This window comes from Comamonas sp. C24C (genome assembly GCF_053345995.1).
This window is the reverse complement of sequence record NZ_JBKFBC010000003.1, coordinates 341,175-354,389: the sequence shown is the minus strand read 5'-3', so window position 1 is coordinate 354,389 and position 13,215 is coordinate 341,175. Positions and strand designations below refer to the sequence as shown.

The 13,215-nt window shown below is 64.0% G+C and carries 14 protein-coding genes; 9 read left to right on the top strand and 5 right to left on the bottom strand.

Features of this window, described 5'->3' with window-relative positions:
* Nucleotides 1-60: 60 nt before the first annotated feature.
* Complete coding sequence (locus ACLBXN_RS08515; protein ID WP_447611818.1) at nt 61-870, top strand: alpha/beta fold hydrolase; 810 nt, start codon at nt 61-63, stop codon at nt 868-870.
* Between the two features lie 17 nt (nt 871-887).
* Nucleotides 888-1,775, top strand: a complete 888-nt coding sequence (locus ACLBXN_RS08510) for a PoNe immunity protein domain-containing protein (protein ID WP_447611817.1) — start codon at nt 888-890, stop codon at nt 1,773-1,775.
* On the opposite strand, the gene ACLBXN_RS08505 is transcribed toward ACLBXN_RS08510, so the two are convergent.
* Complete coding sequence (locus ACLBXN_RS08505; RefSeq protein ID WP_043009076.1) at nt 1,761-2,573, bottom strand: alpha/beta fold hydrolase; 813 nt, start codon at nt 2,571-2,573, stop codon at nt 1,761-1,763. The genes ACLBXN_RS08510 and ACLBXN_RS08505 overlap by 15 nt on opposite strands.
* Before the next feature lie 252 nt (nt 2,574-2,825).
* On the opposite strand from ACLBXN_RS08505, the gene ACLBXN_RS08500 reads away from it, so the two are divergent.
* The gene (locus ACLBXN_RS08500) at nt 2,826-3,182 is read left to right on the top strand and encodes an Mpo1-like protein (protein ID WP_447611816.1); all 357 of its coding nucleotides are present in this window, start codon (nt 2,826-2,828) and stop codon (nt 3,180-3,182) included.
* 128 nt (nt 3,183-3,310) lie between these two features.
* On the opposite strand, the gene ACLBXN_RS08495 is transcribed toward ACLBXN_RS08500, so the two are convergent.
* Complete coding sequence (locus tag ACLBXN_RS08495; RefSeq protein ID WP_249334623.1) at nt 3,311-4,594, bottom strand: YihY family inner membrane protein; 1,284 nt, start codon at nt 4,592-4,594, stop codon at nt 3,311-3,313.
* Between the two features lie 539 nt (nt 4,595-5,133).
* Here ACLBXN_RS08495 and ACLBXN_RS08490 point away from each other — a divergent pair.
* Nucleotides 5,134-5,649: a DUF2069 domain-containing protein gene (locus tag ACLBXN_RS08490; RefSeq protein WP_211458651.1), complete on the top strand. Its 516-nt coding sequence runs from the start codon at nt 5,134-5,136 to the stop codon at nt 5,647-5,649.
* Here the strand turns inward: ACLBXN_RS08490 and ACLBXN_RS08485 are convergent.
* Entirely contained in the window at nt 5,636-6,589 is a 954-nt protein-coding gene (locus tag ACLBXN_RS08485; protein ID WP_447611815.1) for a LysR family transcriptional regulator, read from the bottom strand. The genes ACLBXN_RS08490 and ACLBXN_RS08485 overlap by 14 nt on opposite strands.
* A 143-nt stretch (nt 6,590-6,732) precedes the next feature.
* On the opposite strand from ACLBXN_RS08485, the gene ACLBXN_RS08480 reads away from it, so the two are divergent.
* Nucleotides 6,733-8,163 (top strand): FAD-binding oxidoreductase, encoded by a 1,431-nt coding sequence (locus ACLBXN_RS08480; RefSeq protein WP_447611814.1) that lies wholly within the window; start codon nt 6,733-6,735, stop codon nt 8,161-8,163.
* A gap of 68 nt (nt 8,164-8,231) precedes the next feature.
* Here ACLBXN_RS08480 and ACLBXN_RS08475 read toward each other — a convergent pair whose 3' ends face one another.
* A complete protein-coding gene (locus ACLBXN_RS08475) occupies nt 8,232-8,852 on the bottom strand; it encodes a hypothetical protein (RefSeq protein ID WP_447611813.1) in 621 nt (206 codons plus the stop codon).
* Between the two features lie 243 nt (nt 8,853-9,095).
* Here ACLBXN_RS08475 and ACLBXN_RS08470 point away from each other — a divergent pair, with 243 nt between their 5' ends.
* The 3 genes from ACLBXN_RS08470 to ACLBXN_RS08460 all read left to right on the top strand — a co-directional run bounded on the left by ACLBXN_RS08470 (nt 9,096) and on the right by ACLBXN_RS08460 (nt 11,802).
* Nucleotides 9,096-9,926: a thymidylate synthase gene (locus ACLBXN_RS08470; RefSeq protein ID WP_003053357.1), complete on the top strand. Its 831-nt coding sequence runs from the start codon at nt 9,096-9,098 to the stop codon at nt 9,924-9,926.
* Nucleotides 9,927-10,049: 123 nt separating this feature from the next.
* Nucleotides 10,050-10,553: a dihydrofolate reductase gene (locus tag ACLBXN_RS08465; protein ID WP_407713646.1), complete on the top strand. Its 504-nt coding sequence runs from the start codon at nt 10,050-10,052 to the stop codon at nt 10,551-10,553.
* 166 nt (nt 10,554-10,719) lie between these two features.
* Entirely contained in the window at nt 10,720-11,802 is a 1,083-nt protein-coding gene (locus ACLBXN_RS08460; protein WP_407713647.1) for a metallophosphoesterase, read from the top strand.
* A gap of 107 nt (nt 11,803-11,909) precedes the next feature.
* On the opposite strand, the gene ACLBXN_RS08455 is transcribed toward ACLBXN_RS08460, so the two are convergent.
* On the bottom strand, nt 11,910-12,143 hold the full coding sequence (locus tag ACLBXN_RS08455) for a DUF333 domain-containing protein (protein WP_249334577.1): 234 nt from the start codon (nt 12,141-12,143) through the stop codon (nt 11,910-11,912).
* 257 nt (nt 12,144-12,400) lie between these two features.
* On the opposite strand from ACLBXN_RS08455, the gene xth reads away from it, so the two are divergent.
* The gene (gene xth / locus ACLBXN_RS08450; protein ID WP_167008324.1) at nt 12,401-13,177 is read left to right on the top strand and encodes an exodeoxyribonuclease III; all 777 of its coding nucleotides are present in this window, start codon (nt 12,401-12,403) and stop codon (nt 13,175-13,177) included.
* Nucleotides 13,178-13,215 lie beyond the last annotated feature (38 nt).

The following is a 13,215-nucleotide window of genomic DNA, read 5'->3' as shown; positions in this document are numbered from 1 at the left end:
TGCATCGCCTATTTATATAAAAAACAGCCTCTAGCGCTTACCCATACTGCGGAGACAGCTATGTTTTTAGAAGTCAACAAGGCCCATATCTACGCCTACACCGGTGGCAAGGCCTTCGATGCGGCCAAGCCCACGGCCATTTTCATCCACGGCGTGCTCTGCGATCACAGCGTCTGGGCACTGCAAAGCCGCTATATGGCCAATCACGGCTGGAACGTCCTGGCCATCGATTTGCCGGGCCATTGCAGAAGCGGCGGCCAGGCCCCGCAAACTGTCGAAGAGGCCGCGAGCTTCATCGGCGCCCTGATGGATGCGGCCGGATTGCGCAGCGCTGCCCTGATAGGCCATAGCTGGGGCAGCCTGATTGCCATGGAGACTGCGGCCAGGCTGCGGGAACGCATCAGCCATCTGGTCTTGGTGGGCACGGCCTTTCCCATGAAGGTCTCCCCCGCGCTGCTGGAGTCGGCTCTGAATACGCCCGAAAAGGCCATACAGATGGTCAACACCTTCTCGCGCGCCACGCTGGCACCGCCCAATGGTGCAGGCAGCTGGGTATTTGGCGCCGGCATGGCCCTGGGCCGCCGCGTGCTGGCCAGCAACACGGGCACGAATCTGCTGCATGCGGGCTTCAAGGCCTGTGACAGCTATGCAGGTGGCGAGGCCGCCATGACCCAGGTCAGCTGCCCGCTTCTGTTTGTGCTGGGCGAGCAAGACCAGATGACCCCGCCCAAGGCAGCCAAGGGACTGATCGATGCAGCCAGGGGCGCAGGCAAGACCACCAAGGTTCAGATCATCCCCAACGGCCACAACCAGATGACGGAGTCACCGGACGCGACGCTGTTTGCGATTCGGGATTTTCTGGCTGCGTAGGCCATTAAGCTTGGGCCATGAGCCAAACCTTCCAGCACCACGGCCAACTGGCTGACGCCTGCGCCGAATGGGCCAAGATTTCACTGAACGGTCTGCAGCCCCGGCGCAATCTCCATCTGAGCGACAAAAAAGCCGACTGGAAGGAGGCACTGAGCACGCTCAAGCGCTTTGCCGGCAGTGATGGCTATAAAGCACCCCAGGATTTCAAGGCACATGCCGCGCTTGAAAACTACTGGAAATGGAAGGAAGTGGGCGAGCAGGCACGCTGGCTGCTGATCTATGGCATCGATCTGGGCCTGAGCGGTGATGTGCTGCGCCCCATCTATCAGGAAGTGGCCGCGCTGTGGATTGATGCTGCCTCGGTGGCCGAGCATGCGCGTGCCAGCATGGGGCAGGAAACCGGCGCGGACTATGGCGTCGCTGCACCCATCAACACGCGCACTGACGAGTACGCCATTGCTGTGACCCTGCTGTCACTGGCCACATTGCTGGATGCACAGGACGATGTGCCGGCGCTTGATGCGCATGTGCTGGCCTTCGATACCGACCAGTTGCTGGATTACCTGTGCGCAGGCGGCCTGCAGTTGCAGCAGGTCAGCGAGGAGCTTTTCCACAAACGCCCTTACGGCGCCATGAAGCCTTTTTTCGAACAGCTCGAAGCCCTGCCTGACCCACTGCTGCCCTATCTGCAAACCCAGTACCAGGAGTTCCACAAGCTCTCGCCCAAGCAGCAGAAAAAAGGCGGTCCATGGCTGGGCACGGGCTACTGGGCACTCGAGGTCGCCGCCCTGGCCGTGCTCTACGGCTGGGATGACAGCGCCCTGCGCGCCAGCCCGCACTATCCGGCCGATCTGGTCGACTACGCCTGCGGGCGTCTGGATCAAGCAGAGTCAGGCGATTCTTGACAGGAAAGCCGCGATGCGGCCGCTGATGCGATCGGGCAGCTCGCGGTGCGGCACATGGCCGCCGCCGGCGATGATTTCCGCTTCGCAAGGGCCTTGCGCCCAGGTACAGATGTTCTCCGGATGCACCAGGGAGCCGAATTCATCGAGCTCGCCATGGATCGCCAGCACCGGGCAATGCACCTGCTTCAAGGCCGCATCCAGCCGGTAATGCGCAAAAGGCGGGCTCAGCCAGGTGTCCACCCAGGCCGACAACACCCAGGCCGCCTTGTCGCCATGGTAGCGAGCGAGCCGCTCCAGCTGGCCGGGCTGGGCAAAGTTGTCACGCGCCGCCCTGATGCCCTGCAGCGTGCGGTCTTCGACAAAGCTCTGCGCCGACTCGGTAATCAGCGCCTGGCATTGGCGTCCATACGCAGCAGCCACCATGGCCGCCATGCCGCCGCCCACGCTGTGTCCGAGCATCACGAAATCGCCCAGGCCCAACTCTCGGTGAAGCGGCGCGAAACCGGCCTCGACCTCGCTTTCCACAAAACTCGGTTCAAGCCGGTGCGGATTGGGGTCCGAATGGCCGAAGCCCAGGCGGTCATAGGCAATGACCTCGCGCCCGGTGGCCGCAGCCAGCTGAGCGGGAAACTCGCGCCACAGATCGACACTGCCCAGCGAGTCGTGCATCAGCACCAGTGGCGCCTTGGCTGCCCCGCCCTGCGCCTGCCAGCGCTTGACATGCAGCTGCCCGTCGGGCGTCTGAACACGGGTTTCACTGGAGCTGATCACAACGGGCGGCATGGTGTCGTCAAACATGGGCAGTGTCTGGGTTGAGGAACTAGGGACGGTGCTGCCACCTTAGCAAGAGTGCGCGGACAGAAGCTGGACCGGTGGCGAGACTGGCCGCAAAAAAGGCGAATCTGGCCGATTTTGCGCAGTCTTGCCGTATGCAGCCTGTCGTTCAGGTGACGAAGCGCGCTTGCGGCAACTTGGCAGCACTCGCTAACCCGCTGGCCTGCCCGGGCTGTCGGCAGTATAAAAACAGCATCCACTTCACCGGGGTTCGCCATGTCACAGACCACGACCTCAGAACCGGACGGCGCTGTCAAAGCCAGTGTCGATCCGCGCCAGTTCAGGAGCTTTGCCGAGTTCTACCCCTTCTACCTGGGCGAGCACAGCAACGCCACCTGCAGACGGCTGCACTTCATAGGCACCAGCCTGTCGCTGGTGTTTTTGCTGGCGCTGTTCCTGACGGGCGACTGGTGGTATCTGCTCGCAGGCCTGATCTGCGGCTATGCCTTTGCCTGGGTGGGGCATTTCGGCTTTGAGAAAAACAAGCCCGCCAGTTTCAAGCGCCCGCTCTACAGCTTTCTGGGCGATTGGATGATGTGGCGCGACATCCTGCTGGGCCGCTTCAAGATCTAGCACCCCGTCCCGGGCACGCCCATTGCCTCTTTTGCGGGCAGCTAAACGCTGCTCATAGGCTCATGCGTCGCCTGCCACCGGCGACCCAGTCGCCCGCCCAGATATTCATAGATATCCGTTTTCAATGATCAAACTCTATGAATATTTCCGCCAGGAGCGGCAATCAACTCCGCCACGGTCATGGCATCGAGCTGAGCGCGCTGCCACAGCGGCCGCACCGCCTCGGACGGTTCAAGCAAGAGGCTCTGCACCAGAGGCTCTACCCGCGTGGCCTGCGGATCGACCAGCAACACATAGCGCGGCTCGGTGCTCTCCAGCGATACATAGGCATCGGGCGGCTGTACGGCCCCCACCCAGTCCAGCTTGGCCAGCGCCTGCAGCACGGGCTGAATCTGGGAGGCTTCCACACGCAGGCGCCGCGACAGCTGGTGCACATACAGACCCTTGTGCGGCAGCTCGCGCTCCTTGGCCAGACATTGGAGCACCTCGACGGCCAGCTCGAACTGCCAGCCGCGATGCCCCGTCATGCGCTCCACGCCGGTGAGCACGGTGGGCAGATAGGCCGTGACCAGAGCCCCCAGCAACACAATGCTCCAGGCCACATACATCCAGATCAGCAGGATGGGCAGCGTGGCAAACGCACCGTAGATCACCGAGTAGGTCGGCACGGACGACAGATAGAGGCCCAGCACCTTCTTGGCCACTTCCATGAACACGGCCACAAACACGCCCCCTACCAGCGCATGGCGCCAGCGCACCGGTGTGTTGGGCACATAGTGGTAGAGCCCGGCCATGCCGGCCGCGAGCACCACGAACTCTATGGAGTCAAATACAAAGCGCAGGCTGCCCGGCAGCGCATTGACCAGGCCCTTGGACGCCGACATCACATAGGACGACAGCACCAGGCTCAGGCCCAGCAGCAGCGGCCCCAGCGTGATGGCGGCCCAGTAAATCAGCACCCGCTGACCCAGCGGCCTGAGCTGGCGCACGCGCCAGATGTTGTTGAGCGTGCGGTCTATGGTCAGGATCAGCGCAATCGCCGTGACCATGAGAATGGAGAAGCCGACCAGACCCAGCTGGCTGGCCTTGGAAGCGAACTGGGTGAGATAGCCCAGCACCTGGCGCGCAATGGTCTCGGGAATCAGGCTGTCCATCAGCCAGCGCTCCAGCACCTTCTGCGCCTTGCCAAAGATCGGGAAGGCCGTGAACAAGGCCAGTGCCACAGTAAAGAACGGCACCAGCGCCAGCAGCGAGGTAAAGGTCAGGCTGCTGGCAGTCACGCCCAGCCGGTCTTCCTTGAAGCGCGCCAGCAGCACCTGGGCCGTGTTGTGCCAGGGAAAGGTGCGCAGGCGCTGCTGCGCCCGGCGGCTTCTGCGGCGCAGCTCAGTCCTGAGCTCCTGCCGGCTGGGCATCTGGGGCTTGGGGATGCGCCCGGCCAGATCCTTGCAGCTAGCCGCCAGCGCCCTGGCCTTGTCGAGTCTGCTGCTGCGCGGGCTCGGGGCAACGCGCTCCGGATGCAGGTCAGGACTGTCGGTCACTCCTGAAACGGACGCATGCACCGCCTTCTGGGCCTGGGCTTGCGTCGCATTCGGCGTGGAATAGCTGGTCCAGCCCTGAGCTCCCGTGCTGAATGCCGCCGCAGGCGATACCGCCGGAGCCGGAACGGGCTCGGGCAGGCCCATGCTGCGGGCAGGCTCGTCCATGGGCTCGAACACCGGCTCCAGCGGCAGGCCCGGACCATCGAGGCTGGGCTCCTGGCGCTGATCGAGCGGCCCTGCACCCGCTGCCTGCGCTGCTGCAGGCGCGTCCGTCGAAGCCGGCTGCGCCGACCGCTCCCTCTCCTCCGTCACCGGCCTGGCTTGCTGCGTCTTGCCTTCCAGTGCGGCCCAAAAGCCGGCACGCTCGTTTTTCTTCATGACGGCACTCCTTCTCAAACGCAAAAGGAGGACGGGTGCTGCGCAACATCAAGCGCAGAACGCAAAACAAAACGACCGGATTCAAACAGGGCTGGCATGACCGATATGATGCCACTGCTATGACCGACGCCCTCTCGCCCCAAGCCGCCGAAAACACTTCTTCACCAATCCAGCAGCCAGGCTCCGACGTGGCCGCCACGCGCTGGTTGGCCGTGGGCAGCCTGCTGGCACTGATGCTGCTGTGCGTGGCCTGGGAGCTGTGGCTGGCCCCGCTGCGCGAAGGCGGTACCTGGCTGTTTCTCAAAGCCCTGCCGCTGGCCTTTGCCGTGATCGGCCTGCTCAAGCGCCGCATGTACACCTACCGCTGGCTCAGCCTGCTGGTGTGGCTCTACTTCACCGAGGGCGTGGTGCGGGCCTGGAGCGATGCCGCGCCCAGCCGCTGGCTGGCGCTGGGAGAGGTGGCGCTTTGCGTGCTGCTCTTCATCGCCTGCGCAGCCCATGTGCGCCTGCGCCAGCGTGCCGCCAGGGCGGCCCGGCTCAATCAGGCGTGATGCCTTCGAACTGCGCCAGCGTCTGCACCTGCGCCGCCAGCGCATCGAACAGCAGCTGCGCGGCCGGCGACAGCGCGCGACGCGGGCGCTGAATCAGCAGCGTACGGCGCAGAATGCGCGGCTCGTCCAGCAGGCGAAAGCCCAGATTGCCCTGCAGGCCCAGCGAAGGGTGACGCGCCGTCAACGCCGGCACAATGCTGACCCCCAGACCCAGGCTCACGGCCTCGAACAGCAATTGCGGATTGGACAGGCGCAGCGGTGTCTGCAGCAGGTTCTGCGGCATGCCCGGTGCCGAAGCCAGCAGCTGGCTGATGGCGGTGTCGGTGGTCAGGCCCACAAAAGCCAGATGGGGCAGCTCGGCCAGATCGGCCGCCGTCAGCCGCCCCGCCTGCAGCAGAGGTTCATCGAGCCTGGCCACCAGCCCCATGGCATCGCTGATCAGCGGCTGAGTCAGCAGATCGCCACCGGCCGGGTGCGCCGCGCCCACGCCGAAATCCACGCTGCCGGCCTGCACGCGCTGGGCGATGCCTTCGGCGCTGTCCTCGATCAGATCCACCTCGATGCCCGGATGCCTGGCCCGCAAGGCCGGCAGCACCGGCAGCAGCAACACCGACAGCACCGACGGAGCGGCAGCAATGCGCACCTTGCCGCGGCGCAGAGCGGCCAGATCGCCCAGGTTCTGAAAGCCCTGCTCCAGCGTCTCGAAGGCCTGGCGCACATCGAGCAAGAAGGCCTGGCCGGCGGCCGTCAGCCCCACCGTGCGGGTGGTGCGGTCAAACAGCCGCAAGCCCAGGGCCTCTTCGAGCTGCCGGATGGATTCGGACAGGGCCGACTGCGTCAGGCACAGCTCGCGGGCCGCCGGGGCAAATGCGCCCTGGCGCGCCACCTCGTCAAAGGCGCGCAGCTGGCGCAGGCTGATATTGTTCGGAAAAACCGGCATAACCAAGCAATTTATTTCGATTGTCCCGTAGTCTGCCATGCTCTACGCTTGCGGCTTCATGGTTTTCCAGCTGCGCCCTTGTGCCTGGCTTAGGATTTCCGTCTGTTTTCCCTCTCTGCCGCCCATGCTGCGGCCTGCTTGCCATGACTTCCACCGCTTTGCTTGAATCCCTGCGCCAGATTGTGGGCGCCACCCATGTGCTGACAGACGGCGATCTGACCGCCTACGAGCAGGACTGGCGCAAGCGCGTACACGGCAAGTCCCTGGCCGTGGTGCGCCCCGGCAACACGACCGAAGTGGCCGGCGTGGTCAAGGCCTGCGCCACAGCCGGCGTGCAGATCGTGCCCCAGGGCGGCAATACCGGGCTTTCCGTAGGCTCCACCCCCGACGACAGCGGCCAGCAGGTCGTGCTCAGCCTGACGCGCCTGAACGCCGTGCGCCATATCGACAAGGACAATCTGACCTTCACCGTCGAAGCCGGCTGCATTTTGCAGAACCTGCAAGATCTGGCTGACCAGCAGGGCCTGCTGTTCCCGCTGTCGCTGGCCGCCGAAGGCAGCTGCACGATCGGCGGCAATCTGGGCACCAACGCCGGCGGCACGCAGGTGGTGCGCTATGGCAATACCCGCGACCTGTGCCTGGGCCTGGAAGTGGTGACGCCCCAGGGCGAGATCTGGGACGGCCTCAAGGGTCTGCGCAAGGACAACACCGGCTACGACCTGCGCGATCTGTTCATCGGCAGCGAAGGCACGCTGGGCATCATCACCGCTGCCACCATGAAGCTGTTCCCGCAGCCGGCCGCCCAGCTCACGGCCTTTGCCGCCGTGCCCTCCATGGAGGCCGCCGTGCGCCTGCTGGGCCTGGCGCACCAGCATCTGGGCGCGGGACTGACGGGCTTTGAAGTCATGGGCCAGTTTGCGCTGAGCCTGGTCGTCAAGCACATGCCGCAACTGCGCGTGCCATTTGCCGACATGGGCGACGAGGCACCCTACTGCGTGCTGCTGGAGAACAGCGATAGCGAGTCCGAACAGCATGCACGCCTGCGCTTCGAGCACCTGCTGGAGCTGGCCTTTGAAGACGGCTGCGTGGTCAACGCCGTAGTGGCGGAGAACCTGACCCAGGCCCATGACCTGTGGCATATCCGCGAGAGCATTCCCCTGGCCCAGGCCGAGGAAGGCCTGAACATCAAGCACGATATCTCGGTCGCCGCCTCGCGCATTCCCGCCTTTGTCGAGCATGCCGACGCCGTGCTCAAGCGCGAGATTCCCGGCGTGCGGCTGGTCAACTTCGGCCATCTGGGCGACGGCAATCTGCACTACAACGTGCAGGTGCCCGAAGGCGAAGACGGCAAGGCCTTTCTGCGCGACAAGGAGGCCCTGGTCAACCACCTGGTCTACGAGGCCGTGGATGCCTTCGGCGGCTCGTTTTCGGCCGAGCATGGCGTGGGTGCGCTCAAGACGGACAAGCTCGAAAAATACCAGTCTCCCGTTGCGCTGCAGATGATGCGCGCCATCAAGCAGGCGCTGGACCCGCAGGGCATCATGAACCCCGGCGTGGTGCTGACGCGCGGCTGATCCCGCCGCCATCGATAAAAAAGCCCTGCCATGACCGGCAGGGCTTTTTTCTGGCCGCAGCCAGGGCTTCAGTGGGTGGCCACGATATTGCGCAACATGCTTTGCACCGCACTGGGCCAGGGAATGTCTGCACCGTCCACGTCGGTGAACACGGTCTGCTTGCCCTCGCTGAGCAGCCAGACGCGCAGGCCGTTGCGCACCGGGTCTATCACCACGGCGGCCATTTCCTCGCCGCCCTGATGCTGGCGGTTGCCCATTACGTACAGCAGGCCTGCGGAAGGCTCCAGCGGACCCAGCGTCTGCAGGTTCTTGAGCAGCGTGTCGTACTGATGGCCCATCAGCGTCTTCAGCCGCTCGGCCAGCACGCCGTCCTGCACATAGTCCACGCCATCCCAGCGGTACTTGCCCTGCAATGGCGTGAGGCTGTCCAGACTCTTCTCGCCCTCCTTGACCACATGCGGGGCGCGCACTTCCTGCAGGGAGCTCGCGGCCGCCTCCTCGATCTGTGCCGTCGCGGCGGGCTCCTGGGTCTGTGCCAAGGCATCGGGCGGGGCGGCCGCCGCCGCAGCGGCGGCCTGGGCATCCACGGCGGCGGTACTGGGAGATGGGGCCTTGGTCTTGTCGCAGGCGACCAGCAAGGCCGCAGCCGCCAGCGCAAAAGCCGCAGTGCTCACAAATTTGCGTGACATGAACTCGCTCTCCTTGTTTCAGCTCGGTGGTCTTGCATGACATTGTGAAGCCAGCGGCAGCGGCTTTGGGACAGACAGGGCCTCGGGCCGGGTCATTGCCAACCACCAATCCGGCACGCTCGCGCACGTGGCACACTCGGGCTATTGCGGCCCCTGCGGGCCCACCCTCTTCAAGAGCAGCGACACCTTGTGTACGCTGACGGCACAGCCAGTCTTTGCAAGTCTTTGACCGCTTTTTGCACCATGAACTCCACCACCTGCACCCTGCGCCCCGTGCGCTGCCAGTACGAAACCTTCATGCGCCATGTGTACGAGCACGGCGCATCCAAGACCGACCGCACGGGCACGGGCACGCGCAGCGTGTTCGGCTACCAGATGCGCTTCAACCTCAATGAAGGCTTCCCCCTGGTCACCACCAAGAAGGTGCACCTGAAGTCCATCATTCTGGAGCTGCTGTGGTTTCTGCGCGGCGACAGCAATGTGAAATGGCTGCAGGAGCGCGGCTGCACCATCTGGGACGAATGGGCCGACAAGCAAACCGGCGACCTGGGCCCGGTCTACGGCGTGCAATGGCGCAGCTGGCCCAAGGCCGACGGCACGCATGTCGACCAGATTGCCGAAGTCGTCAAGCAGCTCCAGAGCAATCCCGACAGCCGCCGCATCATCGTCAGCGCCTGGAACGTGGCCGAGCTGGACCAGATGGCCCTCATGCCCTGCCATTCCTTCTTCCAGTTCTATGTGGCCGACGGCAAGCTCAGCTGCCAGCTCTACCAGCGCAGCGCCGACATCTTCCTGGGCGTGCCCTTCAACATCGCCAGCTACGCGCTGCTGACCCATATGCTGGCCCAGCAATGCGGCCTGGAAGTGGGCGACTTCATCTGGACCGGCGGCGACTGCCACATCTACAACAATCACTTCGAGCAGGTGCAGACCCAGCTGTCGCGACAGCCCTTCGCCTATCCGACGCTGAACATCAAGCGCAAGCCCGACTCCATCTTCGGCTACGAATACGAAGACTTCGAAGTGCTGGACTACCAGCACCATGCCGGCATCAAGGCGCCGGTGGCGGTCTAAGCTGCCACGCTTCGAATTACTATAAAAATCAAAGCTGCTATCGCTTGATTCAAAACGATTTCAGGTACTTTTTTACCTGAAATCCATAACTAACAAGCGCTAGCAGCTTCTTTATTGATAGCTATGGCCATTCAACTCATTTATGCCCGCGCAGCCAACGGCGTCATCGGCAAGGACAACACCATGCCCTGGCACCTGCCCGAGGACATGGCGCATTTCAAGGAGCTGACCCGGGGCTGCGCCGTCATCATGGGCCGCAAGACCTGGGACTCGCTGCCTGCGCGCTTCCGTCCGCTGCCGGGCCGCAGCAATATCGTCGTCACCCGCCAGGCCGACTGGCAAGCCGAGCCGGCATCCGACCAGGTCCTGCGCGCCGCCAGCCTGCCCGAAGCGCTGGAGCTGGGCCGCAAGCTCTCGCAAGACGTCTGGGTCATCGGCGGCGCGCAGATCTATGCCCAGGCCCTGCCCCTGGCCGATGCCGTGGAAGTGACCGAAATCGGCCGCGACTTCGAAGGCGATGCCTTTGCCCCGGAACTGGGCGAGCAATGGCAGGCCGTGAGCCGCAGCGAGCATGTCTCCGCCAATGGGCTGCCCTACTGTTTTGTGCGCTTCGAGCGCCGAGGCTGACCCTTGCGCCGGCCGGCCAGCAGTCCGGCACGAGACAAAACGCTCTTGCCCTCGCGGTGCTGCGTTGCAACAATTGTCAGCTTCACTGCATGACTGTCGTATGACAATGGCAAGGCAGCCTGCTGCAGCCTGAGCCCTCCAACCCCGCAAGCTATCGCCCTTCATCATGAGCCTAGTCCAGCCCCTGCCTCCTGGCGCCCTCGATATCGTTGGCGATATCCACGGCGAATACGCCGCGCTGGTGCAATTGCTGGGCCACCTGGGCTACGACCTCCAGGGCAACCACCCCGAAGGACGGCGGCTGGTGTTTGTCGGCGACTTCTGCGACCGCGGGCCGGACAGCCCTTCGGTGCTCGCGCTGGTCGGCGCCATGCTGGCCTCGGGCACGGCCCATGCGGTGCTGGGCAACCACGAAATCAATCTGCTGCGCGAAGATGCCAAGGACGGATCGGGCTGGTTCTTCGACAGCCGCATCGACTCCGATCAGCCCAAGTACGCGCCTTTTGCGCGCATGCCGGCCGAGCAGACTCCCGCCATGCTCGAGCAGCTCGGCCAGTTGCCGATCGCGCTGGAGCGCGAGGATCTGCGCATTGTTCATGCGGCATGGCGGCCCGAGCAGATTGCCATGATTCGCCAGCTGCCCAGCGGCAGTGCACGCGCCGCCTATGACCACTTCGAGACGATTGCCGACGAGCAGGCCATCGCCCAATGCGTGGCCGAGCGCATGCGTCAGGAAGCGCTGAGCTGGCCCTACAGCCTGGAAGACTATCGCCACGAGCCGCCGTTTCTGCCCGCCCACAGCGAGAACGAACTCAACAAGGCCATGGTCAACCCTCTGAAAGTGCTGACGGCCGGCGTGGAACGTGAATGCCGCAATCCCTTCTATGCGGGTGGCAAATGGCGTTTTGTCGAGCGCGTGGGCTGGTGGAATGAATATGAGGAAGCGCCTGCCGTCATCGTCGGCCACTACTGGCGCCGCCTGCGCCCGGCTGATGCCCCCGCGCACGGCTCGCAGTTTGAAAACCTGTTCGGTGGCACGCCCCCGCTGTCCTGGCACGGTCTGCGCGGCAATGTGTTCTGCGTGGACTACTCGGTGGGTGCCCGCTGGCTGGACCGCCTGCGCGGCGACAACCCCGTGCAGCGCAGCAAGCTTGCCGCCATGCGCTGGCCCGAGCGCGTGCTGGTCTTTGACGATGGCACCCAGGCCGCATCGGAGAATTTCGAGCAGGCCGTGGCGCTGCGGGACTGAGGCTACCCGCCACATCGGCCACGCTGGCCAGACGATCCCGCTCCCCAGCCGGCGATCAGGTTGCGCATGAAGGGCGCGCTGCCGATGCCCGAGGCCAGCCTCCCGGGCTATTTGGCGGGCGGCTGCCGCCCATGCTGCACCCACTCCTCAAAGGCCGATCCGTCGGGCAGCACACAGGTGTTCTTATCGGCGACGGCGCCTTTTTCCGTGTGCAGCACCCCGCCCTGTTTTTTGCAATTGGCTTGCGAAGGATTGCCAAAATTGATGGAAACAGATTGCGCGCAGCCGCTGACTGCCGCAACGACGATCACCATCCCGGCCAAGCTTGAAACATGTTTCATGGGGCCAATGTAGCAAACCCCCGCACGCCGGCACAGGCCCATTGGACTTCAGGCCTGCAAAGACCGAAGTCGCCACCCGTGGAATCACAGCGGACAGCCTTGCCGGTTTCAGAGAGGGCCAGGCTTGCTATGCTGTCAGTCACTGCGAGAAAGATGCCCGCCAGGGGCTCTGTTTGGGTAGCCAGACTGGTAGCTGGAGGCCTTTTTACAGGTAGCCGTCCCCTGGAACCCGCATGCAATAAGGAAAGTTGAAGAAGATGAAAATCGCCACCTGGAATGTGAACTCTTTGTCCGTGCGACTGCCGCAGGTACTGGAATGGCTTGCCGCCAACCCTGTCGATGCGCTGGGACTGCAGGAGCTCAAGCTCACCGACGACAAGTTCCCGCACATGGCTTTCGAGGAAGCCGGCTACAAGGCCGTCAGCCATGGACAGAAGACCTATAACGGCGTGGCCTGGATCACGCGCGAAACGGGCCGTGATGTGGTGCGCAACATCCCGGGGCTTGACGACGAGCAGGCACGCATCATTGCCACAACGATTGACTCGCCGGCCGGCGAGGTTCGCCTCATCAACGGCTACTTCGTCAACGGCCAGGAGCCCGGATCGGAAAAATTTGCCTACAAGATGCGCTGGCTGCAGGCCCTGCAAGACTGGGTCAAGGAACAGATGGCCTTGCATCCGCGTCTGGTGCTGGTGGGGGACTTCAACGTGGCCCCCGAAGATCGCGACTCCTACGACCCCGTCGGCCTCAAGGACACGATCCACCATACGGTGCAAGAGCGTGACCATTTCCAGCGCCTGCTGCAGCTGGGCTTGAGCGATGCCTTCCGCATGTTCGAGCAGCCGGAAAAAAGCTACTCCTGGTGGGATTACCGCATGCTGGGCTTTCAGAAGAATCGCGGCCTGCGCATCGACCATATTCTGGTCAGCGAAGCGCTCAGGAGCAAGGTCAGCGCCTGCAGCGTGGACCGCGCTCCGCGCAAGAACAAGCAGCCCAGCGACCACGCTCCCGTGATCGTCACACTGGACTGAAGCCGCACGGCTCAGGCCGCGCCGTGGCTGAGCCACTG

Coding starts and splice junctions, on each gene's coding strand:
- ACLBXN_RS08515 (WP_447611818.1), top strand. CDS start 61: ATGTTTTTAGAAGTCAACAAGGCCCATATCTACGCCTACACCGGTGGC.
- ACLBXN_RS08510 (WP_447611817.1), top strand. CDS start 888: ATGAGCCAAACCTTCCAGCACCACGGCCAACTGGCTGACGCCTGCGCC.
- ACLBXN_RS08505 (WP_043009076.1), bottom strand. CDS start 2,573: ATGTTTGACGACACCATGCCGCCCGTTGTGATCAGCTCCAGTGAAACC.
- ACLBXN_RS08500 (WP_447611816.1), top strand. CDS start 2,826: ATGTCACAGACCACGACCTCAGAACCGGACGGCGCTGTCAAAGCCAGT.
- ACLBXN_RS08495 (WP_249334623.1), bottom strand. CDS start 4,594: ATGCCCAGCCGGCAGGAGCTCAGGACTGAGCTGCGCCGCAGAAGCCGC.
- ACLBXN_RS08485 (WP_447611815.1), bottom strand. CDS start 6,589: ATGCCGGTTTTTCCGAACAATATCAGCCTGCGCCAGCTGCGCGCCTTT.
- ACLBXN_RS08480 (WP_447611814.1), top strand. CDS start 6,733: ATGACTTCCACCGCTTTGCTTGAATCCCTGCGCCAGATTGTGGGCGCC.
- ACLBXN_RS08475 (WP_447611813.1), bottom strand. CDS start 8,852: ATGTCACGCAAATTTGTGAGCACTGCGGCTTTTGCGCTGGCGGCTGCG.
- ACLBXN_RS08470 (WP_003053357.1), top strand. CDS start 9,096: ATGAACTCCACCACCTGCACCCTGCGCCCCGTGCGCTGCCAGTACGAA.
- ACLBXN_RS08465 (WP_407713646.1), top strand. CDS start 10,050: ATGGCCATTCAACTCATTTATGCCCGCGCAGCCAACGGCGTCATCGGC.
- ACLBXN_RS08460 (WP_407713647.1), top strand. CDS start 10,720: ATGAGCCTAGTCCAGCCCCTGCCTCCTGGCGCCCTCGATATCGTTGGC.
- ACLBXN_RS08455 (WP_249334577.1), bottom strand. CDS start 12,143: ATGAAACATGTTTCAAGCTTGGCCGGGATGGTGATCGTCGTTGCGGCA.
- xth (WP_167008324.1), top strand. CDS start 12,401: ATGAAAATCGCCACCTGGAATGTGAACTCTTTGTCCGTGCGACTGCCG.